Consider the following 24442-nt stretch of genomic DNA (forward strand, 5'->3'; position numbering starts at 1 on the left):
GCGCGCCTATAGCGGCGATGTGGAGATCATCGCCGCCATCCTGTTGTCCGCGCTGGCGATGAGCGCGATCGTCGCCGTGCGCTATCTTCTGGCGAGCGGCGGCTTCGCCTGGGCGACGAAGCTGCGCCAGCCGGGACTTTATGCCGGGCAGCGCGGGCAGATCGGGCGCGAGATCGGCTGGAGCCTGGCGTCGGCGGGCATATACGGCGCGCCGGCGGGGATCGTCGCGTGGGGCTGGCGGCAGCGCGGCTGGACGCGAATCTATGACGACGTTCACGCCTTTCCGCTCTGGTGGCTGCCCGTATCGGTGCTGCTCTACCTGCTCGCGCACGATACGTGGTTCTACTGGACGCACCGGGCGATGCACGCCCCGCGCGCCTTCAAAGCGATGCACGCCGTCCATCATGCGAGCCGGCCGCCGACCGCCTGGGCGGCGATGAGCTTCCATCCGTCCGAGGCGTTGAGCGGGGCGATCGTGATTCCCGCGCTCGTCTTCCTCGTGCCGATCCATGTCGGCGCGCTCGGAGTGGTGCTGTCGATCATGACGGTGATGGGCGTGACCAATCATATGGGCTGGGAGATGTTTCCGAAGCGCCTGGTCGAAGGACCGGCGGGGCGCTGGCTGATCACGGCGAGCCACCACCAGCGCCATCACGAGCAATATCGCTGCAATTACGGGCTCTACTTCCGCCATTGGGACCGGCTGTGCGGGACCGACAAGGGGCTCGGGCGGTTCGGAAAGGTATGACGTTCAGCCTTTCTCTCCTTTCGTGCTGAGCCTGTCGAAGCACTGCCTTCTGGAACGCAAGGTAGACCGCTCCTTCGACAAGCTCAGGACGAACGGGGTGAGGGCCGTCTGCCCTGCTACAGCAAACGCGGCTGCTCGATCAGCGGCCAGCTGCCGATCGTGCGGTGCATCGTCAGGCGGAGCAGGCTGTGGATCAGCACGAATTCGTCCGCGCGCCACGCGATCGGGGCAATGACGCGGCCGGACCGTTCGGGTGCCTCGCCATAACCGAGCGTGACATGCGGATTGAACGCCCAATCCTTGCGCGACGCGATCCCGGCGAGCGCGAGCTTTTGCGCGATCTGCGCGTGGAAATGGCGCACCGGCTTGGCGCGCGCCGAGACGAGGCTTGTGCCGAGATGCCCGAAGCGGTGCAGCGCGATATCAAAGGCGTCGATGCGGACGCGATCGAGTTCGGCGGTGATCGCCTGGATCAGATCGACGGGCTCATTCTCGAAATCCTCGGAGACGAACAGGGTCAAATGACGCCGGTCATCGGCGACGCGCGGAGAGAACGTCATCCCCGCCTCGACGCTCGCGATCCGGCGCAGCGCATGCGCGGGCGGACGCAGCGCGATGAACAGCCGATGCTTGACCAGCGAGCCGGCCGGGAAATCCGTCTGATGCAGCGACACGACTCGTACTCCTCAGCCCTGACGATGTCAGGACATGAGGAACATATCAAGAACGATCAGACGCCGCCCATCGCCAGCAATTCCTTGGCCTTCGCGCCCGACCAGTCGAGATCGCCCGAAATCCGCCAGACCTCCTTGCCGTCCGCATCGAACAGGATCGACATCGGCAGCGAGGCCTCCTTCAGCGCCAGCATCAGCGCATTGTCGCGGTCGTGATAGGGATGGATCGCGATCTTCTTGTCCTTCAGGAAGGGCAGGACGACCTTGGCGCCCTGCATATCCTCGCTCACTGCGACGACCTGGAGCCCGTTGGGCGCGTCGGCGCCGAGCTTGGCAAGCGTCGGCAGCTCTTTCACGCAGGGGACGCACCACGTCGCCCACAGATTGACGAGCAACGGCTTGTCCTTGAAATCGTCCATCGTCTTCTCGCTGCCGTCGGCCAGATCCTCGAACTTGGTCGAGGGTGGCGCCTTGCCCTTGCGATCGACATCGACATCGAAGGCGGGCGCGGGCTTGGCCGGTGCGGCGGCGGCGGTCTGCGTCGCTTGCGGCGCCACAGGCTCTTGCCTATTGCAGCCGCCGGTCGCGACCACAGCCAACATCACAGGAAGAAGGGCGATACGCCGCATGTCTGACTCCAACGCCATGTGGGGAGGACGGTTCGCTGGCGGGCCTAGCGCGATCATGCGCGAAATCAACGCCTCGATTCCGTTCGACAAAAGACTTTGGCGCCAAGACATTGCCGGCAGCCGCGCGCATGTCGCGATGCTCGGCGCGCAGGGGATCGTCTCGGCAGACGATGTCGCCGCGATCGACGGCGGGCTGGCGACGATCGCCGCCGAATATGAAGCGGGCGGCGTGCCCGAGGATCTCGACCGCGAAGACATCCACATGACCGCCGAGAGCCGGCTCGCCGAGCTGATCGGCGCGCCTGCGGGCCGGCTGCACACCGCGCGCAGCCGCAACGATCAGGTCGCGACCGACTTCAAATTGTGGGTGCGCGACGCGATCGACGCGGTCGAGGCGGGGCTCGCCGGCTTGCAGGCCGCCTTGGTCGCGCGCGCCGAAGAGCATGCGGCGAGCGTGATGCCGGGCTTCACCCACCTCCAGGTCGCGCAGCCGGTAACGCTCGGCCACCATCTGATGGCCTATTACGAGATGATCGGCCGCGATCGCTCGCGCTTCGCTGACGCGAAGGCGCGGGCGAACCTCTGCCCGCTGGGCGCGGCGGCGCTGGCGGGCACGGGCTTCCCGATCGACCGGAGCGCGACCGCGCGGGCGCTGGGCTTCGCCGGGCCGACGCGCAACTCGCTCGACAGCGTTTCCGATCGCGATTTCGCGCTCGATTATCTGATGGCGGCGACCCAGTGCAGCCTGCATCTGTCGCGCCTCGCCGAGGAATTCGTGATCTGGGCGAGCCAGCCCTACGGCTTCGTGTCGCTGCCCGACAGCTACTCGACCGGCTCCTCGATCATGCCGCAGAAGCGCAATCCCGACGCGGCCGAGCTCGTGCGCGGGCATAGCGGCCGGATCGCGGGCTGCATGGTGGCGCTGACGATGACGATGAAGGGGCTGCCCTTGGCCTATTCGAAGGACATGCAGGACGACAAACCGCCCGTGTTCGAGGCGCACGACCTGCTCGCGCTCTCGATCGCGGCGATGACGGGGATGGTCGAGACCTCGACCTTCCGGACCGAGCGGATGCGCGGCGCCGCGGAGGCGGGTTTTTCGACTGCCACGGATCTGGCCGACTGGCTGGTGCGGCAGGCCGACATCCCCTTCCGCGAGGCGCACCACATTACGGGCCGTGTCGTGAAGCTCGCCGAGACCGAGAATGTCGCGCTCTCGGCTCTGTCGCTCGACGCGCTGCAGGCGATCGACGCGCGGATCGACGAACGCGTGTTCGCCGCGCTGACGATCGATGCCTCGGTCGCGGCGCGCAGCAGCTTCGGCGGGACCGCACCCGATCAGGTGTGCGCGCGCGTCGCCGAGGCGAAGATCGCTCTGGGAGCCGGCGCATGAAGCGGATCGCTCTAGCCCTTCTCGCGGCAGGCGCGCTGGCCGGCTGCGGCAAGATGCAGCCGCTGGTGCCCGCCAAGGGCAAGGCGCTGCCGGTCAAGCCCGCGACCTCGCCGACCCAGCCCAACGCGACCAAGCTGCTCGCCTCGCCGCCGCAGCTGCGCCCGGGCCGCAGCGACGAGTTGCTGACCAAGAGCCAGGTGCGTCCCGACGACCATTTCGATCTGCCGCCGCGCTGACATGGACCATTTCGAGCTTCGCGACGGCAGCCTGCATGCCGAGGACGTCCCGCTGGCCGCGATCGCCGCGGCTGCGGGCACGCCGACCTATGTCTATTCGACCGCCACGATCGAGCGGCATGCGCGCGTGTTCCGCGAGGCGCTGGCGGGTCTCCAAGATCCGCTGATCGCCTTCGCGGTGAAGGCCAATCCGAACAAGGCGGTGCTCGCGACGCTTGCGAAGGCTGGCCTCGGCGCGGACGTCGTCTCGGGCGGCGAGCTGGCGCGCGCGCTGGCGGCGGGCGTGCCGGCCGACCGGATCGTCTTTTCGGGCGTCGGCAAGACCGCCGACGAGATGGCGCAGGCGCTGCGCGCCGGCATCTTCCAGTTCAATCTGGAATCGGAGCCCGAGGCGGAGACCTTGTCGGCGGTCGCGGTCTCGCTGGGCAAGGTCGCGCCCGTCGCCTTCCGCGTGAACCCGGACGTCGATGCCGGCACGCATGCCAAGATCTCGACCGGCGGCTCCGAGGACAAGTTCGGCGTGCCGATCAGCCGCGCGATGCACGCTTACGCGCGCGCCGCCGAGCTGCCGGGGCTCCTTATCCAGGGCGTCGCCGTCCATATCGGCAGCCAGCTGACCGATCTTAGCCCAAGCCGCGCCGCCTTCGTCCGGATCGGATCGCTGATCGCCGAGCTGCGCGCCGCCGGCCATGCCATCGCCACCGCCGATCTCGGCGGCGGGCTCGGCGTGCCCTACGATGCCGCCAAGCCGCTCCCGCCGAGCCCCGCCGTCTATGGCGAGATGGTGCGCGACGTGACCGCGGGCTGGGAGGTGCGGCTCGTGTTCGAGCCCGGCCGCGTGATCGTCGGCAATGCCGGCGTGCTGCTGACGCGCGTCGTGCGCGTGAAGCAGGGCGAGACGCAGCCCTTCGTGATCGTCGATGCGGCGATGAACGATCTGCTGCGGCCGAGCCTCTACGATGCGTGGCACGAAATCCGCGCGGTGGCGCCCACGGGCGAGCGCTTCACCGCGACGATCGTCGGCCCGATCTGCGAGAGCGGCGACACCTTCGCCAAAAGGCGCGAGATGGATAAGGTAGAGGAAGGCGACCTCGTCGTCTTCCTGACCGCGGGGGCCTATGGCGCCACGATGGCGAGCACCTATAATTCGCGCGGGCTGACGCCCGAAGTGATGGTGTCCGGTAACGATTGGGCGATAGTCCGCGCCCGACAAACCGTCGAATCGCTGATATCCGCCGATTCCCTGCCCGCATGGCTCGAGAAGGAACCCGTTGCATGAGCGTGAAGCCCGTCCGGAAAGCCATCTTCCCCGTCGCCGGTTTCGGCACGCGTTTCCTGCCCGCGACCAAGGCGGTACCCAAGGAATTGCTGCCCGTCGTCGATCGGCCGCTGATCCAATATGCGGTCGACGAGGCGCTGGCCGCGGGCTTCGACCAGCTGATCTTCGTGACCGGCCGGTCCAAGCACGCAATCGAGGATTATTTCGATCGCGCGTTCGAGATCGAGAGCGATCTCCACGCCAAGCAGAAGACCGACATCATCGAATTGCTGAAGCCGACGCGGCTGAAGCCCGGCCAGGCCGCGTTCGTGCGCCAGCAGGAGATGTCGGGGCTCGGCCATGCCGTGTGGTGCGCGAAGGGGCTGATCGGCGACGAGCCCTTCGCGGTGCTGCTGCCCGACGAGCTTTTGTGGAATCCGGCCAATCCCTGCCTCAAGCAGATGCGCGAGACCTATGACGCGAAGGGCGGCAACGTCATCTCGGTGGTCGAAGTGCCCGCCGAGCATACGCATCGCTATGGCGTGATCACGCCGGGCGCGAGCGAAGGCGCGGTGACGGAGATCACCGGCATGGTGGAGAAGCCCAAGCAGGGTACGGCACCGTCCAACCTCGCGGTCGTCGGCCGCTATATCCTCCAGCCGGAGGTGCTCGACATCCTCGATGCGGGCAAGCGCGGCGCGGGCAACGAGATCCAGCTGACCGACGCGATGGCCGAGCTGATCGGCGTCCAGCCCTTCCACGCGCAGACCTTCGACGGCACGCGCCACGATTGCGGCGAGAAACTGGGCTTCATCCAGGCGAATGTCGCGCTGGCGCTGGAGCGGAGCGATATCGGCCCGGCGCTGAAGGAGTGGCTGAGCACGCTCTGAGCGTCGCACTGTCATGCTGAACTTGTTTCAGCATCCATGAACCGACGTGAGTGGCAGGCGCGCCGCTCGCTGTGAGTGCGGTTCTTGGATCCTGAAACGAGTTCAGGATGACGGGAGGAGAGAGTCGCTCTCGACAGCGGCGCGCAACCGCCGGATGAAGCGGCACTCATGACCGCCCTCGCCCGCCTCGCGCTGACCGACTTCCGCAATCATGCCGAGCTGATGATCGCGCCGGGGCCGGGGCTCGTGCTGCTCACCGGGCTCAACGGATCGGGCAAGACCAACATCCTCGAGGCGGTGTCGCTGCTCGCGCCGGGGCGCGGGCTGCGCGGGGCGACCTTGTCGGAAATGGCGCGCAGCGACGGGCCGGGCGGATTCGCGATCGGCGCGCGGACGGGCAGCGACGTGGATCTCGGCACGGGGACGCTCGCCGCCGCGCCTGAGCGGCGGCAGGTGCGGATCAACGGCGCCGGCGCGAGCGCGGCGGGCCTCGGCGAATATCTGTCGATCCTGTGGGTGACCCCGGCGATGGACCGATTGTTCGTGGAGGGCACGAGCGCGCGGCGGCGCTTCCTCGACCGGCTCGTGCTGGCGCGCGAGCCCGGCCATGCGAGCCACGCCAGCCGCTACGAGACGGCGATGCGCGCACGCAACAAGTTGCTCGCCGAGCCCGAGGGCGCCGATCCCGCCTGGCTCGCCGCGCTGGAGGCGGGGATGGCCGAGCATGGCAGCGCGATCGCTGCGGCGCGCGCGCGGACCGTCGATCGGCTCGCCGAGCGGCTGGCGACGCAGGCCGAGGGGCCGTTCGCCCGCGCCGGGCTGGCGCTGGGCGGATGGGCGCCCGCAGCGGAGGACGGGATCGGCGCCCTGGCGCGCGAGCTGCGTTCAGGCCGCGGGCGCGATGCCGCCGCCGGGCGGACGCTGGCCGGCCCGCATCGCACCGATCTGGCGGTCACGCATCTCGGCAAGCGCCAACCGGCTGGCCTATGCTCGACCGGCGAGCAGAAGGCCTTGCTGCTGGGCATCGTGCTCGCGCATGCCGATCTCGTCGCCGCCGACCGCCGGGACCGGCCGATCCTGCTGCTCGACGAGGTTGCCGCGCACCTCGATCCCTTGCGCCGCGCGGCTTTGCTCGACCGGCTGGCCGCGGCCGGCGGGCAGGTGTGGATGACGGGAACCGACCTCGCCGCGTTCGGGGAATTACCCGCTCCGGCTACGCTGATTCCGCTCGACGGCGAGGAGGCGGCTGAAGACGCACGGCGGGCGGATCCGCAATAATGTCTGATTATTGCTAATAATCCGCACTACCTATATGGAACCGCTCTGGGCCTAACGCGTCGTTGCCTTGGGGAAGTCCCGCTTGCAGCGGGTCCCGTCCGGGAGTCACTATGGCTATCGACCCGATCAAGGACGAGGTGCTGGAGGGAGCGACCATGCTCCACGACCTCTTTGCCAATGATGCCGAGCCCGCGATTCAGCGCCGCATCGCCTGGGCGCTCGACTGCCAGCGGATCGACGAGGCGATGTACTGGCTCGGCGTGCGCGAGGCGATGTACGGCCAGCCGCTCTAGACGTTCGGATAAAGCCTCATCCACGCCTGACGCGGACGCGCGCGGCGCTCCGCCTCGGACGATCGAGCCCTAGCGCGGCCCCTCCGCATAGACCTTGACCAGTTCGGTCAGGAAATCGCGCCCCGTATAGACCGAATTGACGATCGCGCGCTCGTTGAGCCCGTGCGATCCGTTGCCGTCGGGATCGCCATAGGTGCCCGGCGGGCCGTAGGACGGAATGCCGATAGCCTCGAGATAGATGCCGTCGGTCGCACCCGTCGACATGGTCGGGATCAGCGGCACGCCCGGATAATATTTGGCGACCATCTTCTCGGCCGGGCCGACGATCTTAGGATCGAGCGGCGGCGGCGCCGCGACGGGGCCGCGCGTCTCGGCCTCCGACACGGTCATCTTCGGATCGGCGATGACCTTCATCAGCTCCTGGCGGACATCGGCGGGGGAGACGCCCGGGAAGATCCGGCAATTGATGTTGGCGCCGGCGCGCTGGGGCAAGGCGTTGTTGGCGTGGCCGCCGTCGAGCAAGGTCGCGACGCAGGTCGTGCGCAGCATCGAATGATAGCCCTTGTCGCGATTGAGGATCGCCTCGGCTGCCTTGTCCTGCGGATTGGCGGCGATCGCGATCATCGCCTTGCCGAGCTCATCGCCGCCGCGCGCCGCGCCGGCCTTCGCGAAATAGGCCTTCGTCGTCTCGTTGAGCATCAGCGGGAAATCATAGTCGCGCAGCTTGGCGAGCGCATCGGACAGTTCGTAGATCGCATTGTCGCGCACCGGCGCCGAACTGTGACCGCCGGGATTGGTCGCCTCGATCCGGTAATTGACCGCATTCTTCTCGCCGACATGCAGGCTGGCGACGGCGATCTTGCCATGGCCGTCGCTGCGGCCGCCGCCGCCCTCGTTGAGCGCGAATTCGGCGGCGATGAGATCGGGCTTGTTCTTGGCGAGCCACTGCGCGCCGTTGAACACCCAGCTCGTCTCCTCGCCGCAGGTGAAGGCGAGCTTGATCGTGCGCTTGGGTTTGTAGCCCTGCTCCTTGAAGCGCATCATCGCATCGAGCCAGATCGCGTCCATCGCCTTCATGTCCGAGGTGCCGCGGCCGTAGAAATAGCCATTCTCCTCGATCAGCTTGTACGGATCGCGCGTCCAATCCTCGCGCTTGGCGACGACGACGTCGATATGGCCGAGCAGCAGCATCGGCTTCAGCGTCTTCGATGTGCCGGGCAGGATGACGACGAGCCCGCCCTCCTTGGGATGATCGGGCACCGAGAAGCGCGTGATCTGATCGGCGGCGTAACCCGCGGTCTTCAGGTGTCCCTCGATCTTGTCGGCGAGCGCGGTGCAGCTACCGGTCGTGATCGACGTGTCGGTCTCGACCATCTCCTGATAGAGGCCGCGAAAGCGGACCTGGTCCGGCCGCAACGTGGGCGCCTGGGCCAGAGCCGGCATAGCGACGGAGAGCAGGCCCACAGCTGTCACGGCACGGATCGTCATTCGCATAATCCCCTGAATTCGGGGACGAGAGTGAGCGAGCCGCGCCGCGAGCGCAAGCGGTCGATTCAGCGCGACGCCAGCACGGTGGGGGCGCGCTCCGTCATCGCCTGGCGCAAGGCCGGGAGCGTGATGCCTGCCATCGTCGCCTGCTCGCAGGCGGTCTCCTCCAGCTTCATGTCCGCGCGGCACAGGCGCGCGACGGCGCGATCGACGCGCGCGAGCAGCGCGGCGCGACCAGCCCGGCTGTTCACGTCGAGATCCTCGTAATAAATATGCATGCTGTCGTTGCCGACCTGCCAGCTACCGGAGCGAGGTTGCGCGACGACGTGGGCAGCAAAGGTAGCGGCAGCGGCGAGAGCGAGAAAAGCCTTCATGATCGGGTCCTCCGGCGGAACGCGACATCGGCGTCCGACCTGCCGGACATGCCGCGGCGCGGCCCGATGGGAGAGGATGACGAGCTTTCGAACGCCTGATGAAATGCCGATGATCGACCGATTTGAGGAATCCCGTGACGGCAAAGGACGGCGACACGATCGATCTCGCGCATCCGGCCGGATTTCCGGCTGGGCGAATTGATCGTGCGGCCGGCGCTCCGGCAGTTGGCGCGCGAGGACGGGACGGACGAAATATTGGAGCCCCGCGTCATGCAGGTGCTGGTCGCGCTCGCGGAGGCCGAGGGCGCGATCGTCAGCCGCGACGATCTTTCGCATTGCTGCTGGGAGGGCCGGATCGTCGGCGACGACGCGATCAACCGCGTGATCTCCCGCCTGCGCCGATCGGCCGAAGGGATCGGTGCCCGCAGCTTCCGGATCGAGACGATCACGAAGGTCGGCTACCGGCTGCGCGTCGCAGGCCAGCGCGATCCCAAGGCCGCATCGGTGCCGCCCCGCCGCGCGCAAGGCGCCCTTCCCGATCGGCGAGGCGTGATCGCCGGGGGGGCGCTGATCGCCGCTGCTGCCGGTCTCGGCGGGTGGGCGGTGATCCGGCACCGGGCGGGGCCGTCGACGGTGACGCTGCCGCCGCAGGTCGCCGGCTTCATGGCGCAGGGCATGGCGTCTCTCCGGCAGGCCGATCCCGAAGGCAATGTCCAGGCGATCGGCTTCTTCCGTCAGGCCGTGACGATGGCACCCGATTATGCCGATGGTTGGGGTGCGCTTGCTTACGTCTATGCCAATGCGGCGCGCGGTCGTGCGGCCGAGCATAGCGGCGAAATGGCGCAGCGATGCCGCGAGGCGGCGGACCGGGCCCTCTCGATCGACCCGAAAAACGGCAATGCCCGTGCCGCGCGCGTCGTCGTGATGCCGCGCATCGGCAATTGGGCCGAACGCGAACGGATGCTGCGGGCGGCGATGCCGGACAATCCGGACAACGGCCTGCTCCGCGTCGCGCTCGCCGGGCTGTTGGCGTCCGTCGGCCGCTATCGCGAGACCGCGAACCTGCTGGACCGCGAAGCGAGCCTGCAGCTGCCGACACCCGCATTGGTCTATACGCACGCCCAGGCGCTGTGGGCCGCCGGGCGGCTGGAAGAAGCCGATCGCGTGCTCGTACGTGGGGCCGAGCTTTTCCCGACCCATTTCGCAGTGTGGTTCACGCGATTCTACATCCTGCTTTTCACCGGCCGTATCGACGAGGCCCTGGTCCTGGGCCGCAATCGCGACGGCTGGCCCAACGGCATCCCCGAGAGCAATTTCCGCCAGGTGATCGCCGTGGCCGAAGCCGTTCATTCGGGTGAGCCCGTCGCAATCGATCGGGCGCTCGCGATGAATATCGAGGCAGCGCACAGCGGCGCGGGCTTCGCGGAGAACATGATCCAGTTCGCCGCCTTCACGCAGCGCCTGGACGACGCCTTCCGGGTCGCCAATGGCTATTATTTCGGTCGCGATTTCGACGTGGCCGACGTGCGCTTCACCGCGCAGCAGGGCGCCTATACCCGGCTCGGCGACCGCCGGACCTACATCCTGTTCCTCCCCTCGACCGCGCCGATGCGCAGCGATCCGCGCTTTTCGCGGCTCGTCGCCGAACTCGGGCTGGAGCGCTATTGGCAGGAGGCAGGCGTGTTGCCCGATTACCGCCGGGCCTGATCCCATTTCGCTTGGGTTACGGTCCCCAAATCCCTATATGCTCGGCATGGCAGAACCCGAAAAGACCACCGGCTCCGACGATTACGGCGCCTCCTCGATCAAGGTGCTGAAGGGCCTCGACGCGGTCCGCAAACGCCCCGGAATGTATATCGGCGATACCGATGACGGATCGGGCCTCCACCATATGGTGTTCGAGGTCTCCGACAATGCGATCGACGAGGCCTTGGCCGGCCATTGCGACCGGATCGTCATCACGCTGAATCCCGAAGGATCGGTGTCCGTCGAGGACAATGGGCGCGGCATCCCGACCGGGATCCATGCCGAGGAAGGCGTGTCCGCGGCCGAGGTCATCATGACCCAGCTGCATGCCGGCGGTAAGTTCGACAACACCAACGACGCCAATGCCTACAAGGTCTCGGGCGGTCTGCACGGCGTCGGCGTCTCGGTCGTCAACGCATTGAGCGAATATCTGGACCTGACGATCTGGCGCGACGGCGAGCAGCACGAGATGCGCTTCGCTTATGGCGATGCGGTCGCGCCGCTCCGCGTCACCGGCCCGTCGCCCGAGGGCAAGAAGGGCACCAAGGTCACCTTCCTGCCGAGCCCGGCGACGTTCAAGATCACCGAATTCGATTTCGAGAAGCTCGAGCATCGCTATCGCGAGCTGGCCTTCCTCAATTCGGGCGTGCGCATCTTCCTGGTCGATGCGCGCCACGCCGAGAAAGTGGAGCACGAGCTCTATTATGAAGGCGGGATCGCCGCGTTCGTCAAATATCTCGATCGCGCCAAATCGCCGCTCTTTCCCGAGCCGATCTCGGTTCACGGCCAGCGCGACGATGTCGGGATCGACGTCGCGCTCGAGTGGAACGACAGCTATTACGAGAATGTCCTGCCGTTCACGAACAACATCCCGCAGCGCGACGGCGGCACGCATCTCGCCGCTTTCCGCGCCGCGCTGACGCGCACGCTCAACAATTATGCCGAGAAGAGCGGCGTGATGAAGAAGGAGAAGGTGACGCTCACCGGCGACGATATGCGCGAGGGGCTCACCGCGATCGTCTCGGTCAAGCTGCCCGATCCCAAGTTCAGCTCGCAGACCAAGGACAAGCTCGTCTCGTCCGAGGTGCGCGCGCCGCTCGAAAGCCTGATCGCCGACAAGCTGGCCGAATGGCTCGAGGAAAATCCCGCGCACGCCAAATCGATCATCCAGAAGGTGATCGACGCCGCCGCCGCGCGCGAGGCCGCCAAGAAAGCGCGCGAGCTGACGCGGCGCAAGGGCGTGATGGATATCGCCTCGCTGCCCGGCAAGCTCGCCGACTGCCAGGAGCGCGATCCCGCCAAGTGCGAACTCTATCTCGTCGAGGGTGACTCGGCCGGCGGCTCCGCCAAGCAGGGCCGCGACCGCAACATCCAGGCGATCCTGCCGCTGAAGGGCAAGATCCTCAACGTCGAGCGCGCGCGCTTCGACAAGATGCTGTCCTCCAAGGAGGTCGGCACGCTGATCCAGGCGATGGGCACGGGCATCGGCCGCGACGATTTCAACATCGAGAAACTGCGCTACCACAAGATCGTCATCATGACCGACGCCGACGTGGACGGCGCGCATATCCGCACGCTGCTGCTGACCTTCTTCTATCGGCACATGCCGGAGATCATCGAGCGCGGGCATCTCTACATCGCCCAACCGCCGCTCTACAAAGTCGCGAAGGGCCGGTCGGAAGTCTATCTGAAGGACGGCGGCGCGCTCGACGATTATCTCGTCGATGCCGGGCTCGGCGCGATGACGCTGGAGACGAGCGAGGGCGCGCGATCGGGCCAGGATCTGCGCACCTTGATCGAGCACGCGCAGCGCATGGGCCGGCTGATGGCCTATGTGCCGCGCCGCTACGACTGGGGGCTGATCGAGGCGCTGGCTCTGGCCGGCGCGCTCGATCCCGAGACCGGCGACCGCACCGCCGTCGCCGTCGAGGCCGCCACCTGGCTCAACCGCGCCGATCCCGATGCGCGCTGGACGGTCGAGGCGACCGGCGAGGGCGGCTATCATGCGCGGCGGCTGTGGCGCGGCGTGACCGATCATCATGTCGTCGACGCGGCATTCGTCGCCTCGACCGAATCGCGGCGGATGCACGCGCTCGCGACCGAGCAGGCGGCGAGCTACAAGGGCGAGGCGCGGCTCGTCTCGGCGAAGCAGGCCGAGAAGGCCGACGAGCCGATCGACGAGGATGCCGCGCCCGAGCCCGCCAAGGGCCGCCGCGTGACGCGGCCGTCCGAGCTGCTCGAAGGCATCCTCGCCTCGGGCCGCAAGGGCCTCGCCATCGCGCGCTACAAGGGTCTCGGCGAGATGAATGCCGAGCAGCTCTGGGAGACGACGCTCGATCCCGCCAACCGTTCGATGCTGCGCGTCGAAGTCTCGCAGGCGGACGTCGCCGACGAGATCTTCACGCGGCTGATGGGCGACGTGGTCGAGCCGCGGCGCGAGTTCATCCAGGACAATGCGCTGTCGGTCGCGAATCTCGACGTCTGATGTCCGAAATCGTCTCCATCGCCTCGCCGTCTCTGTCGGCGGACATCTCGACCTTGGGCGCCGAGCTGCAGGCGTTGCGCGACGAGGCGGGGCGCGATCTGCTGTGGGACGGCGATCCCGCCTGGTGGACGGGGCGCGCGCCGATCCTGTTCCCGGTGGTCGGCGTCGTTGCGGGCGACGAGATCCGTGTGGGGGGGATGGTCTATCCGCTCCAGAAGCACGGCTTCGCGCGCAAGAGCGAGTGGCAGCTGGTCGAGACGACCGCGACGGCGGCGACCTTCCGGCTGGAAGACGACGACGCGACGCGCGCCTCCTATCCCTTCGCCTTCCGGCTCGATCTGCGCTTCTCGATCGAGGGCGCGACGCTCGCGATGGTCGCGGTGCTGACCAACAGCGGCACGACGGAGCTGCCGGCGAGCTTCGGTTTTCATCCGGCTTTGCGCTGGCCTCTGCCTTATGGCGCGGCCAAGGAGGATCACCGCCTGACCTTCGCCGCGCCCGAGCCTGCGCCGATCCGGCGGATCGACGGCGCGGGGCTGATGCGGCCGGCACCCGAGCCGACCCCGGTGGTGGGCGACACGCTGACCCCCGATGCGAGCCTGTTCGAGGACGATGCGATCATCTTCGATCGGCTGGCGAGCCGATCGCTGCGCTTCGGCGCGCCGGGCGGGCGCGGGCTCGACATCGCCTTCCCCGACATGCCCGAGCTCGGCATCTGGCAGAAGCCGGGCGCGCCCTATCTGTGCGTCGAGCCCTGGGCGGGCTTCGCCGATCCGCAGGGCTATGCGGGCGAGCTGCGCGACAAGCCCGGCATCCTGCGGCTGCCCGCCGGATCGAGCCATCATTTTACGATGCGGATCACGCTCGAGCCTGATGCGTTGAGTTGACCGATGGTCGCGATTGCCCACATCAATCGCGTCGGAACCGCCACCCCACCCAACGAGGTCCACAGCACCTTCGTGGACTGGGCCAAGAGCCGCATCACCGATCCGCGCACTGCCAAACTGTTCGCGCGGATGGCGGATCGCGCGGGGATCGAGAATCGCTGGTCGGTGCTCGAGCCCGATGCGGCGGCGCGCCAGATCGATCCGGGCGGCTTCTATCATGGCGATTCGCCGACGACCGCGCGGCGGATGACCATCTATGCCGAGGAAGCTCCCAAGCTGGCGCTGGCGGCGATCGCCCGGCTGGGCGCCATCGACGGGATCACGCATCTCGTCGTCGCCAGCTGCACCGGTTTCGTCGCGCCGGGGATCGACCAGATCATCGCGACGCGGCTCGGCCTTTCGGCGTCGGTCGAGCGGACGTTGGTCGGCTTCATGGGCTGCTATGCCGCAGTTGCCGCGCTGCGAACCGCGCATCATATCGTGCGCTCCGAACCTGCAGCAAAGGTCCTCGTCGTCACGGTGGAATTGTGCACGCTGCACTTGCAGCATTCGACCGAGATCGAGCCGTTGCTGGCGATGCTCCAGTTCGGCGATGGCGCGGCAGCCGCGATCGTCAGCGCCGATCCAGTGGGCCTGGCGATCACGCGCACGTTCTCCGCTGCCTTGCCCGACAGCGCGCACATGATCCGCTGGGATATCGGCGATACGGGCTTCGTCATGCATCTGGCGGGGGCGGTGCCGGCGAGAATCGCGGACGCGCTGTCGATCCCCGCGGTGCGGGCCGCGACCGTAGGCGACGATGCCGTCGACCTGTGGGCGGTGCATGCGGGCGGGCGTTCGGTGCTGGACGCGGTCGAGCGCGCGCTAAGCTTGGCCGACGATGCGCTCGACGCATCGCGCGCGGTGCTCGCGGAGAAGGGCAATATGTCGTCGGCCACCTTGCTGTTCGTGCTCGAGCGGCTGCTGCGCGAGGAGCGTCCGGCCGCCAACGGCATCGCGCTCGCCTTCGGGCCGGGCATGGCCGCAGAGGGGTTCGGCTTCCGGAGCGTGGCATGAGCAGGCTCGCCGTCCGCAGCCGTGAGGACGAGCAGATGGACGCGCTCGATCTCGATTTCGAGTCTTATGCTGCGCTGCTGACCGACCTTTCGAAGGTCAATCGCATGCTGCTGTCGGCGCGACCTACATTGGGTTTCCTGACCCGCGCGATCGGTGATCGCAAGCGCTTCCGATTGCTTGATGTCGGCTACGGACATGGCGATATGCTGCGCAGCATATCGGCCTGGGCGCAGGCGCGCGGGATCGCCGCCGAGCTGGTCGGGATCGATCTCAATCCGCGTTCGGAGATCGTCGCGAAGGCGGCCACGCCGGCGGAAGCCGGGATCGATTTCCGCACGGGTGACTATGCCGATCTGGGCGGAGGCGACTTCGATTTCGTCGTCAGCAGCTTCGTCGCGCATCATATGAGCGACGATCAACTCGTCGCCTTCCTGCGCTTCATGGAGGCAGAGGCGCGGATCGGCTGGCTCGTCAACGACATCCGCCGCAGCGCGCTCGCGCACGCTTCCTATCCGTTGCTGGCGCGCGCGATGCGCTGGCACCGGATCGTGCGCGAGGACGGGACGCTCTCGATCGCGCGCGGCTGGCGCGAGGCGGACTGGGCGCCCTATCTGGCCGCGGCCGACATAAGCGACGCCACCGTCGTCCGCCGCTTTCCGTTTCGCCTGTGCGTCGAGCGGATACGCTGATCGTCGGCGGCGGGCCCGCCGGGGCCGCCGCCGCGATCCTCCTCGCCCGCGCCGGCCGCGCGCCGGTGCTGATCGAGAAGCGCGAGCGCCCGGGCGGGATCGTCTGCGGCGGCTTCCTCGGCTGGGATGCGCTCGCCTCGCTGCGCCTGCTCGGGATCGATCCGTCCGCGTTGGGCGCGGTGCCGATCACGTGCGTGAAGATCATCGCCGGACGTCATGTCGCGGAGACGCGGCTGCCGGCGCAGGCGGCCGGTCTGTCGCGCGCCACGCTCGACGAGGCGATGCTGGCGCTGGCCGACGCCGAGGGTGCCCAGCTCCTGCGTGGCGTGGCCGCGCGACGGGTGGACGTCACGACCGCCGAGCTCGCCGACGGATCGCGCGTCAGCGGCGAGCGGCTGATCCTCGCAACGGGCAAATATGCGCTGCGCGGCGCCACGCGGGATGCGAGCGGCGGATCGGTCGGCCTCCGCGCCGCCGTCGCCGCGCCGGCATCGCTGGCGGGAACGATCGAGCTCCACCTGTTCCGCGGCGGCTATGCCGGGCTGCTGACGCAGGAGGACGGGCGCGCCAATCTGTGCCTGTCGGTCGCGCCCGAGCGGCTGCGCGAGGCGGGCGGGCAACCCGAGGCGCTGCTCGCCGACCTCGCCCGCGAGGCGCCCGCCATCGCCGAACTGGGCGCGACGGCCGCGCATTGGGATGCGATCGCCGCCGTGCCCTATGGCTGGCGCACGGCGTCGACCACGCCCGCCACTTACCGCGTCGGCGATCAGGCGGCGGTGATCGCCTCGCTTGCAGGCGACGGTATCGCGATCGCGCTGGCAGGCGGGCGCGCGGCGGCGGCTGCGATCCTCGCCGGCGACAGCGCCGAGCGCTTCCAGGCGAGCTTCGCGCGCCGCGCTGCGGCTCCGATCGACCGCGCCGAGACGATCCGGGGGATCGCCGAGGCGCCGAGGCCCGCTGCGCTGGCGGTCGCCTGCATCGGCCGCGCGCCCTGGATCGCACGCGCTGCGGCCCGCCTCACCCGGATCGGCCATTGACGCGTTTCGGCGCGCTTCCCACATCGTTGCCATGAGCAAGATCGACATTCCCGACACCGAATGGCGCGAGCGGCTGAGCCCAGAACAATATCATGTGCTGCGCGAGGCGGGCACCGAGCGCGCCTTTACCGGCCGCTACTGGGACAATCACGACAGCGGCGAGTATAAGTGCGCCGGCTGCGGCACGCCCTTGTTCGAGAGCGACGCCAAGTTCGATTCCGGCTGCGGCTGGCCGAGCTTCACCAAGGCCGCCGACGACAGCGCGGTGACCGCGCATCGCGACGCGAGCCACGGCATGGTCCGCACCGAGATACGCTGCGCGACCTGCGAGGGGCATCTGGGCCACGTCTTCCCCGACGGCCCGGGACCCGATGGCCTGCGCTTCTGCATCAACTCGGCCTCGCTGGATTTCGAGCCCGGCGCGGACGAGACGAAGGGCTGACCGGCCCGGCGGCGGGACGCCCCGCCGCCGCGACCTTGTGGCCTAGCGGCGGAGGGGCTAATCGCGCTTCCGCATCATGCCAGCCGCAAAATCCGATTCCCCGGGCCGTGTGCGCCGCATCGCGCGCCTGATCTTCCGCGTCTGCCTGTTCGGCGGCCTCGCTGCGATCGCGACGCTCGTCGTCGCCGTGCTCGTGACGATGGCGTCTCTGCCGTCGTTCGCGGACATGATGCAGAAGCCTAATGGACAGACGGTGCGCGTCCACGCCTCGGACGGCTCGCTGCTCCTGTCGCTCGGGCCGAGCTATGGCGATTGGCTGCCTTATGACCGCATCCCCGCCGAGATGCGCAACGCGATCGTCGCGGTCGAGGATCGCCGTTTCTACAGCCATCCCGGTGTCGATCCGATCGGCGTGGCGCGGATGTTCTACGTCGCCAAAAGACTGCACGACGAGGGCCGCCGTCTGCAGGGCGGATCGACGATCACGCAGCAGATCGCGCGCAACATCTTCCTGTCGAGCAAATATAGCTATGGCCGCAAGATCCGCGAGGCGATCCTGGCGCTGGCGATGGAGCGCAAATTCTCCAAGGCGCAGATCCTGGAGCTGTATCTCAACCGCGTCTATTTCGGCGGCGGCGCCTATGGCATCGATGCCGCGAGCCGCAAATTCTTCGGCCATCCCGGCGACAAATTGAACCTGGCCGAGGCGGCGATCATCGCCGGGCTCGTCAAGGCGCCGTCGCATTATTCGCCCTCGGCCGACGCGCAGGCCGCGCGCGACCGCGCCTCGGTCGTGCTCGACGTGATGGTCGATGCCGGCACGCTGACGCCCGCCCAGGCCAAAGGCGTCAATCTCGATTCGGTGACCTTCGCGCCCGAGCCCAAGCAGAATAGCGTGCGCTATTTCACCGACTGGGCGCTCTCCCAGCTCGACACGATCGTCGACGAGCAGGCCGCGCCGCTCGACGTGTGGACTACGCTCGACAAAAGGATGCAGGACGCAGCCGACGCCTCGATCCGCCAGAACACGCCCAAGGACCTGCAGGGCGCGCTCGTCTCGATGGAGAATGACGGCGCGGTCCGCGCGATGGTCGGCGGCACCGATTACGTGACGTCGATCTACAATCGCGCGACGCAGGCGCAGCGCCAGCCGGGATCGGCGTTCAAGCTGTTCGTCTATCTCTCGGCGCTGGAAGCCGGCGTGAAGCCCGGCGATCCGGTCGTCGACGAGCCGATCACGATCGACAACTGGTCCCCGCGCAACAGCAGCCGGCGCTTCCTGGGGCCGATCGACGTGCGCACCGCCTTCGCATTCTCGATCAACACGGTCGCGGCGAAGATCGGCCAGCAGGTCGGCTTCGATTCGGTCGCCGACATGGCGCACCGCTTCGGCATCACCACGCAGATCAATACGCACCCCTCGATGGTGCTCGGCACGTCGGACGTGCGCCTGATCGAGCTGACGCGCGCCTTCGCGGCGATCTCGGCCAATGGCAATGCGGTAACGCCCTATGGCATCCTCAAGGTCTCCACGACCGACGGCACGGTGATCTACCAGCGCGAGGCGGTGCAGCCGCGCGTGCTCGTCGCCCCCTTCGTCGCGGCCGAGATGACCGATCTGCTGCAGACCGCGGTCAATGTCGGCACCGCGCGCGCGGCGCAGATCGGTCGCCCCGTTGCGGGCAAGACCGGGACGACCTCGTCCAACAAGGACGGCTGGTTCCTCGGCTTCTCCAGCGGGCTGACGACGGGCGTGTGGATGGGCCGCGACGATGCCAAGCCGATCCCCGGCCTGCAGGGCGGACGCAATCCGGCGCAGGCCTTCTCGGCCTTCATGCGCGTCGCGCTGCAGACGCGCCCGGCAGAGAAGTTCGCGACCGATCCGACCCTGCCCGAATGGCAGCTGGAGCCCGACGACGAGGCCTATTTCGGCAATCCCGACCAGGGCTTCGGCGGCGACGGCGCGCCCGCGCCGGAGGCCCAGGACGAAGTGACCGGCGAAGTGCCCGACGTGCAGCCCGCGCCGGGCGACGTGCCGCCGCCCGCCGACACCCCGGCCGCGCCGCCGCGCGCCGAGACGCCGGCAGAGCCGCAGCTCGATCAGCGCTGGCTCGACAATGTGCTGCGCGACCAGAAACGGCCACCGCAGAGCCCGCCACGCGGCAACTAGCGCTTAGCTATCCCTAAAGCCGTTCGTGCTGAGCTTGTCGAAGCACCGTTCTTCTTTCGGCCTCAGACAAGGACGGTCCTTCGACAGGCTCAGGACAAACGGTGAAGCTTGTCAGCCCCGTCCGAACACGTGCAGCCGGGCGCCATGGGCGCGGAGCCAGGCGCGTTCGGGCGCGGGATCGCGGCCGAACAGGCGTGTGACCGCGGCGTGGAAGGCCGGGCTGTGATCCATGTGCAGGCGGTGGCCGACTTCGTGCGCGACCGTCGCGCGACGGACTTCGGGCGGCGCCAGGATCAACCGCCAATTGTAACGTATGTCGCCCGAGGCCGAGCAGCTGCCCCAGCGCGTGCGCGGATCGCCGATCCCGACGCGCGCAGGCGTGACGCCCGCCCGCCGAACATAGTCGGCCGTCTCGGCACTCAGCACCGCCAGGGCTTCGGCGCGCAGCCAACGGATGACGCGCTGGCCCGCCAGTTCCTGCGGCCCGCCGACGACGATCTCCCCGCCCTCGATCGTGACCCGACGGCCCGCATCGGCGCGCCAGCGGAGGCGATAGTCGCCGCCGAGATAGGGAATGGTCGCGCCATCGGCCAAAGGTGCGGGCGGCGGCAGCGCGGCGATCGTCGCCTCGATCCAGTCGCGCTTGCTCTCGGCCCAGCGGAAGGCGGCGACGAGGTTCGCGCGCGCGGGCAGGGTCAGCTTAACCGCACCGTCGCGCGGATCGACGACGAGCCGCATCCGCCGCGCGCGCGCCGAGCGGCGCACCTGCAATGTCCGGGCGCCGCCCTGCGGATCGGCGAAGCTGGGCTCAGAGCTCACGATCGACGATATGATATTCGAGCTCGCCGGCGTCGTTTTCCGAGACCGTCCAGCCGCGCGTCGAAATGCCCGCTTCGTGCACCGTCTCGCGGCTTCCGCTGATCAGATAATGCCAGTCGTACAAGGGCTTGCCCTCGGCGACGAGACGATAGGCGCAGGTCTTGGGCAGCCAGTCGATCGTCGCGAGCTTGGCGGGGGTCAGCCGCACGCAATCGGGGACGTGACGCTTGCGATTGGGATAATCCATGCACTGCGCGTGCTTGCGATCGAGCAGGCGGCACGCGACGTTGGTCGCGAAGACCTCGCCCGTCTCCTCGTCCTCCAGCTTGTTGAGGCAGCATTTGCCGCAGCCGTCGCATAGCGACTCCCACTCGACCCGGTTCATCCGTTCGAGCGGCTTCTCTTCCCAGAAGCGGCTCATCGCACCCAGCTCGACAATGTCTGCGTGACCTGGCCGGCATCAGCTTCGACCGGCACAAGCGCGATCGGCTCGCCCTTCGGGCCGAACAGGATCGCGGTGCTCATATGCTCCATCAGATAGCCCGTCGCGCCGGGCGCAGGATCCTGCTTCTTGAAGCTCGTCGCATAATTCTTGGCGACGGCGGCGATCTGCTGCCCGGTGCCCGTCAGCCCGATCATGCGCGGATGGAAAGCACCGACGAATGCCTTCAGCACCGCCGGCGTATCGCGCGCCGGATCGACCGTGATGAAGACCGGCAGGACCTTGGCCGCGCGCGCCGGATCCTGCGCCTCGAACGCCTTCAGCCCCTTGCCGAGATTGAGCATGTCGGTGGGGCAGACGTCGGGGCAGAAGGTGTAGCCGAAATAGACGACCGCATAATGCCCCTTCAGCGCTTCGCTGGAGAAGGGCTTGCCGTCCTGATCGGTGAGCGCGAAGGCCCCACCGATCCGCGCACCGGCGAGCGGCGCATCTTGCGGCGGCGGCGGCGAGCGCCCGCAGGCACCGAGCGCCAGCGCGAGCAGCGCGGCGGCGAGCAGACGTGGATTGTTCATGGTGCGCTCAATCATGCTTTGCTACGGGCCGGCTGACAAGCGCGGCCGGTGGGGCGCCACTTTCCAGGAGCCGAATATGGGTGTTCGCAATCGCTTTGCCATGATTGCCGCAGGCGCGATCGGCCTGGCCCTGGCAATGCCCGCGAGCGCGCAATTCTCGGACAGCTTCTCGTTCCTGAAGGCGGTCAAGGATCGCGACGGCGACAAGGCGATGCCCTTGATCAACAAGCCCGGCGCGCCCGTGCTCAACACGCGCGATCCCAATACGGGCGAGACCGCGCTGCATATCGTGACGCGCGCGCACGACATGACATGGCTCGGCTTCCTGCTCGGGCGCGGCGCCTCGACCGAGATCAAGGACAAGCAGGGGATGACGCCGCTGCTGGCCGCCGCGCAGACGGGTGACGCCGATGCGACGCGGCTCCTGCTCTCGGCGGGCGCGAATGCGAATGCGATCGACAATAGCGGCGAGACATCTTTGATCTTCGCCGTGCGCAATCGCGATCTGGCGGTGGGGCGGCTGCTCATGACGGCGGGCGCCAATCCGGACGCGCGCGATACGATCGCGGGCAAGAGCGCGCGCGATTATGCGACCGAGGACCGGCGCGGCACGGCGATGCTGAAATTGCTCGACGAAGCCAAGCCGGCGAAGGCAGCGAACGGCAAGATTTCCGGACCGGTTCGCTAAAGAGGCATACCCCTCTTCCGTTTGTGCTGAGCCTGTCGAAGCACGGTCCTTTTCTTCTGACGTCGAGGAAGGAAGGACGGCCCTTCGACAAGCTCAGGGCAAACGGTGGGGTTATTTAATCTAGCCCGGCCAGTCCAGGATCGAGCGAGCCGAGCAGGCGCTGCGCGGCGCGGCGGGCGAAGCGCAACGTCTCGGTCTTGCGGCGCGCGCCGGCGAGCGGGCGATGCGCGGGCTCGCGCAGCACCGCGGCATCGTAGCGATCCGCGACGATCAGCCCCGCCACGTCGGGCAGGAAATGCGCTTCCTCGAACGGCGCGAGATCGAAGCCGGCGGGCACCGCCCACAGGAAGCGATCGCAATAATCCAGATAATCCCGCCACTTGGCGTCGCCGCGCAGATCCGCGCGCGAGCATTTGATCTCGACGATCGTGACGCAGCCCTTGGCATCCAGCGCCATGATATCGGCGCGCCGGCCATTGCCGAGCGGCACCTCGCACAGCGCGACCAGATCCTGGCGGAAGAAGAGCCGCGCCACGCCGCGCGCGACATCGGCCGCGACAAGCGGAGCATCTTCGAAGCAGGCGAGCTGGCTGGCCATGCCACGTTGTAGAACGATTCGGGAACGGGTGAAAAGGAGAAACGCGCTGGCCTGTGCTCCGGCGGAAGCCGGAGCGTTGGATGCAAAGTGCGATGCTCGTCCAGCACTCCGGCCTTCGCCGGAGTACTGGACGTTAGGCTAGAAGCTCCAGCGCGATCGTGCGCGCGTCGGCATGGTCGATCTCGACGATCCACAGATCGGGATCGGTACGACGGCGGTTGGCCAGATAGGTCGTTCGCTCCGAGAGATCGGCCGGGCCGGTCTCGCGCCATTCATAGCCGCCCGGCCCGAAGCTGCGCTCGAGCAGCGGCCCGTCCACGCCGCGATCCGCCAAAGCGAGCAGGATCGCGCCGGCGGTGGCGTCGCCTTTGGCCAGGACCATCGCCGAGCCGCCCTTGGCCTCGACCAGCCGCACCAGCGCGAAGACGAGCAGGCCCGAGGCGGCCCGCGGCTCGCTCACGTCAGGCGGCGTCCCGCGCGTCGGCCTCGACGAACAGCGCGTAGAGCGCGTCGCGCGATCCCGCGCCGCGCAATTTCGCGACGAACGCCGAATCGCGCAGCCGGCGGCTGACGCGCGACAAGGCCTTCAGATGCTCGACGCCCGCATCGGGCGGCGAGAGCAGGAGGAAGACGATGTCGACGGGCATGTCGTCGATCGACTGGAAATCGATCGGAGTGGCGAGCCGCGCGAAGGCGCCGACGACATGGCCGATCCCCTCGATCTTGCCGTGGGGAATGGCGATGCCGCCGCCGAAGCCGGTCGAGCCCAGCCGCTCGCGCTCCGCCAGACGCGAGACGATCAGGCGCGGATCGATGCCCGTCAGCTCGCCGGCGGCGGCCGCGAGCTGCTGGAACAGCACCTTCTTGTTGGGAACCCCGAGCTCCGCGAAAACGGCGCTCGGCGCGAGGATATCGGCGAATTCGTCCATCGGCTCTTATACGCTTCGAGAAGAGGAAGATCGGGTCTCAGGCCGCGCGTTGCGGCTCGACCCAGCCGATCGTGCCGTCGCCGCGGCGATACACCATATTGAACGCGCCCGTTCCCGAATTCTTGAACAACAGCGCGTTCGTGTTGCGCAGATCGAGCATCATCACCGCATCGCCGACACTCGCCTCGGGCACGTCGACGCGCAATTCGGCGACGATCGGGGGATGATCGCCCGCCGATTCCTCCTCGGCAGTCTGGAAGACGGTATAGCCGGCATCGTCCGCGATCGCGCCGAGCTCGGCGGCGGCGCCGTTCGAGGCATGCTTGTTCTTCAGGCGATTCATGTAGCGGCGCAGCTGCGTCTCGATCCGTTCGGCGGCGATATCGAAGGCGGGATGCGCCTCGCCGCCCTGGCCGGAGCCCTTCAGGATCACGCCCTGCATCACGTGCGCGACGATATCGCAGGAGAAAGCACCGTGCGGCGCGTGGCCGAAGGTGACGTGCGCCGAAATGCTCCGCGAGAAATATTTGTCGGCCACACCCTGCAGCCGTTCCTCGACATGGGTTCGGAGCGCATCGCCCGTGTCGACCTGATGGCCAGAGACCCGGATGTCCATGTCAT

Annotated in this window: 27 protein-coding genes; 16 read left to right on the plus strand and 11 right to left on the minus strand. The window is 68.0% G+C overall.

Annotated features, from left to right (window positions below; translation table 11 throughout):
* Nucleotides 1–25 precede the first annotated feature (25 nt).
* The gene (locus Q4F19_RS16435) at nucleotides 26–748 is read left to right on the plus strand and encodes a sterol desaturase family protein (RefSeq protein ID WP_303545038.1); all 723 of its coding nucleotides are present in this window, start codon (nucleotides 26–28) and stop codon (nucleotides 746–748) included.
* A 116-nt stretch (nucleotides 749–864) separates the two neighbouring features.
* On the opposite strand, the gene Q4F19_RS16440 is transcribed toward Q4F19_RS16435, so the two are convergent.
* Together Q4F19_RS16440 and Q4F19_RS16445 are read right to left on the minus strand one after the other, a co-directional pair.
* Complete coding sequence (locus tag Q4F19_RS16440; protein ID WP_303544752.1) at nucleotides 865–1422, minus strand: 2'-5' RNA ligase family protein; 558 nt, start codon at nucleotides 1420–1422, stop codon at nucleotides 865–867.
* Between the two features lie 56 nt (nucleotides 1423–1478).
* Nucleotides 1479–1979: a TlpA family protein disulfide reductase gene (locus Q4F19_RS16445; RefSeq protein WP_303544755.1), complete on the minus strand. Its 501-nt coding sequence runs from the start codon at nucleotides 1977–1979 to the stop codon at nucleotides 1479–1481.
* Nucleotides 1980–2067: 88 nt separating this feature from the next.
* On the opposite strand from Q4F19_RS16445, the gene argH reads away from it, so the two are divergent.
* From argH to Q4F19_RS16475, 6 genes are all read left to right on the plus strand, one after another.
* A complete protein-coding gene (gene argH, locus Q4F19_RS16450) occupies nucleotides 2068–3444 on the plus strand; it encodes an argininosuccinate lyase (RefSeq protein WP_303545041.1) in 1377 nt (458 codons plus the stop codon).
* Nucleotides 3441–3680: a hypothetical protein gene (locus tag Q4F19_RS16455; RefSeq protein ID WP_303544758.1), complete on the plus strand. Its 240-nt coding sequence runs from the start codon at nucleotides 3441–3443 to the stop codon at nucleotides 3678–3680. The genes argH and Q4F19_RS16455 overlap by 4 nt, the downstream gene beginning before the upstream one ends.
* 1 nt (nucleotide 3681) lies before the next feature.
* Nucleotides 3682–4959, plus strand: coding sequence for a diaminopimelate decarboxylase (gene lysA / locus Q4F19_RS16460; RefSeq protein WP_303544761.1), 1278 nt, complete (start codon nucleotides 3682–3684; stop codon nucleotides 4957–4959).
* A 2-nt stretch (nucleotides 4960–4961) separates the two neighbouring features.
* The gene (gene galU / locus Q4F19_RS16465) at nucleotides 4962–5828 is read left to right on the plus strand and encodes a UTP--glucose-1-phosphate uridylyltransferase GalU (RefSeq protein WP_303545044.1); all 867 of its coding nucleotides are present in this window, start codon (nucleotides 4962–4964) and stop codon (nucleotides 5826–5828) included.
* 168 nt (nucleotides 5829–5996) lie between these two features.
* Nucleotides 5997–7106 carry a DNA replication/repair protein RecF gene (gene recF / locus Q4F19_RS16470; protein ID WP_303544764.1) on the plus strand — a complete coding sequence of 370 codons (1110 nt, stop codon included), beginning with the start codon at nucleotides 5997–5999 and terminating at the stop codon, nucleotides 7104–7106.
* Between the two features lie 110 nt (nucleotides 7107–7216).
* Nucleotides 7217–7399, plus strand: coding sequence for a hypothetical protein (locus Q4F19_RS16475; protein WP_303544767.1), 183 nt, complete (start codon nucleotides 7217–7219; stop codon nucleotides 7397–7399).
* A gap of 69 nt (nucleotides 7400–7468) precedes the next feature.
* Here the strand turns inward: Q4F19_RS16475 and Q4F19_RS16480 are convergent, their stop codons facing one another.
* The gene (locus Q4F19_RS16480; protein ID WP_303544769.1) at nucleotides 7469–8887 is read right to left on the minus strand and encodes a M20/M25/M40 family metallo-hydrolase; all 1419 of its coding nucleotides are present in this window, start codon (nucleotides 8885–8887) and stop codon (nucleotides 7469–7471) included.
* 65 nt (nucleotides 8888–8952) lie between these two features.
* Nucleotides 8953–9261 carry a UrcA family protein gene (locus tag Q4F19_RS16485; protein ID WP_303544771.1) on the minus strand — a complete coding sequence of 103 codons (309 nt, stop codon included), beginning with the start codon at nucleotides 9259–9261 and terminating at the stop codon, nucleotides 8953–8955.
* A gap of 204 nt (nucleotides 9262–9465) precedes the next feature.
* Here Q4F19_RS16485 and Q4F19_RS16490 point away from each other — a divergent pair, with 204 nt between their 5' ends.
* The 8 genes from Q4F19_RS16490 to Q4F19_RS16525 all read left to right on the plus strand — a co-directional run bounded on the left by Q4F19_RS16490 (nucleotide 9466) and on the right by Q4F19_RS16525 (nucleotide 19773).
* Nucleotides 9466–10968, plus strand: a complete 1503-nt coding sequence (locus Q4F19_RS16490; RefSeq protein ID WP_303544774.1) for a winged helix-turn-helix domain-containing protein — start codon at nucleotides 9466–9468, stop codon at nucleotides 10966–10968.
* A gap of 46 nt (nucleotides 10969–11014) precedes the next feature.
* Nucleotides 11015–13492 (plus strand): DNA topoisomerase (ATP-hydrolyzing) subunit B, encoded by a 2478-nt coding sequence (gene gyrB, locus Q4F19_RS16495; protein ID WP_303544777.1) that lies wholly within the window; start codon nucleotides 11015–11017, stop codon nucleotides 13490–13492.
* On the plus strand, nucleotides 13492–14379 hold the full coding sequence (locus Q4F19_RS16500) for an aldose 1-epimerase family protein (protein ID WP_303544778.1): 888 nt from the start codon (nucleotides 13492–13494) through the stop codon (nucleotides 14377–14379). The genes gyrB and Q4F19_RS16500 overlap by 1 nt, the downstream gene beginning before the upstream one ends.
* A 3-nt stretch (nucleotides 14380–14382) precedes the next feature.
* The gene (locus Q4F19_RS16505; RefSeq protein ID WP_303544782.1) at nucleotides 14383–15435 is read left to right on the plus strand and encodes a type III polyketide synthase; all 1053 of its coding nucleotides are present in this window, start codon (nucleotides 14383–14385) and stop codon (nucleotides 15433–15435) included.
* Entirely contained in the window at nucleotides 15432–16124 is a 693-nt protein-coding gene (locus tag Q4F19_RS16510; RefSeq protein WP_303544785.1) for a methyltransferase domain-containing protein, read from the plus strand. Before Q4F19_RS16505 ends, Q4F19_RS16510 begins: the two co-directional genes overlap by 4 nt.
* Nucleotides 16103–17161 carry an NAD(P)/FAD-dependent oxidoreductase gene (locus tag Q4F19_RS16515; protein ID WP_303544787.1) on the plus strand — a complete coding sequence of 353 codons (1059 nt, stop codon included), beginning with the start codon at nucleotides 16103–16105 and terminating at the stop codon, nucleotides 17159–17161. Before Q4F19_RS16510 ends, Q4F19_RS16515 begins: the two co-directional genes overlap by 22 nt.
* A gap of 31 nt (nucleotides 17162–17192) precedes the next feature.
* Nucleotides 17193–17603 carry a peptide-methionine (R)-S-oxide reductase MsrB gene (gene msrB, locus Q4F19_RS16520; RefSeq protein WP_303544789.1) on the plus strand — a complete coding sequence of 137 codons (411 nt, stop codon included), beginning with the start codon at nucleotides 17193–17195 and terminating at the stop codon, nucleotides 17601–17603.
* 76 nt (nucleotides 17604–17679) lie between these two features.
* Nucleotides 17680–19773, plus strand: coding sequence for a transglycosylase domain-containing protein (locus Q4F19_RS16525; protein ID WP_303544790.1), 2094 nt, complete (start codon nucleotides 17680–17682; stop codon nucleotides 19771–19773).
* Between the two features lie 111 nt (nucleotides 19774–19884).
* On the opposite strand, the gene Q4F19_RS16530 is transcribed toward Q4F19_RS16525, so the two are convergent.
* The 3 genes from Q4F19_RS16530 to Q4F19_RS16540 are packed head-to-tail and all read right to left on the minus strand — an operon-like array spanning nucleotide 19885 to nucleotide 21606.
* Complete coding sequence (locus Q4F19_RS16530) at nucleotides 19885–20592, minus strand: M48 family metallopeptidase (RefSeq protein ID WP_303544792.1); 708 nt, start codon at nucleotides 20590–20592, stop codon at nucleotides 19885–19887.
* A complete protein-coding gene (locus Q4F19_RS16535; protein ID WP_303544795.1) occupies nucleotides 20582–21013 on the minus strand; it encodes a YcgN family cysteine cluster protein in 432 nt (143 codons plus the stop codon). Before Q4F19_RS16535 ends, Q4F19_RS16530 begins: the two co-directional genes overlap by 11 nt.
* Complete coding sequence (locus Q4F19_RS16540) at nucleotides 21010–21606, minus strand: SCO family protein (protein WP_303544797.1); 597 nt, start codon at nucleotides 21604–21606, stop codon at nucleotides 21010–21012. Before Q4F19_RS16540 ends, Q4F19_RS16535 begins: the two co-directional genes overlap by 4 nt.
* A gap of 76 nt (nucleotides 21607–21682) precedes the next feature.
* Here Q4F19_RS16540 and Q4F19_RS16545 point away from each other — a divergent pair, with 76 nt between their 5' ends.
* Complete coding sequence (locus Q4F19_RS16545; protein WP_303544800.1) at nucleotides 21683–22294, plus strand: ankyrin repeat domain-containing protein; 612 nt, start codon at nucleotides 21683–21685, stop codon at nucleotides 22292–22294.
* 115 nt (nucleotides 22295–22409) lie between these two features.
* Here the strand turns inward: Q4F19_RS16545 and Q4F19_RS16550 are convergent, their stop codons facing one another.
* The 4 genes from Q4F19_RS16550 to hpf form a co-directional block, all read right to left on the minus strand.
* The gene (locus tag Q4F19_RS16550) at nucleotides 22410–22892 is read right to left on the minus strand and encodes an MmcB family DNA repair protein (RefSeq protein WP_303544802.1); all 483 of its coding nucleotides are present in this window, start codon (nucleotides 22890–22892) and stop codon (nucleotides 22410–22412) included.
* A gap of 133 nt (nucleotides 22893–23025) precedes the next feature.
* Nucleotides 23026–23352, minus strand: a complete 327-nt coding sequence (locus Q4F19_RS16555; protein ID WP_303544805.1) for a DUF1491 family protein — start codon at nucleotides 23350–23352, stop codon at nucleotides 23026–23028.
* A gap of 1 nt (nucleotide 23353) precedes the next feature.
* Nucleotides 23354–23821, minus strand: a complete 468-nt coding sequence (locus tag Q4F19_RS16560) for a PTS sugar transporter subunit IIA (RefSeq protein WP_303544807.1) — start codon at nucleotides 23819–23821, stop codon at nucleotides 23354–23356.
* A 37-nt stretch (nucleotides 23822–23858) separates the two neighbouring features.
* Entirely contained in the window at nucleotides 23859–24437 is a 579-nt protein-coding gene (gene hpf / locus Q4F19_RS16565; protein ID WP_303544810.1) for a ribosome hibernation-promoting factor, HPF/YfiA family, read from the minus strand.
* Nucleotides 24438–24442: the final 5 nt, after the last annotated feature.

The organism is Sphingomonas natans, from assembly GCF_030546695.1.
Lineage (GTDB): Bacteria > Pseudomonadota > Alphaproteobacteria > Sphingomonadales > Sphingomonadaceae > Sphingomonas_I > Sphingomonas_I natans.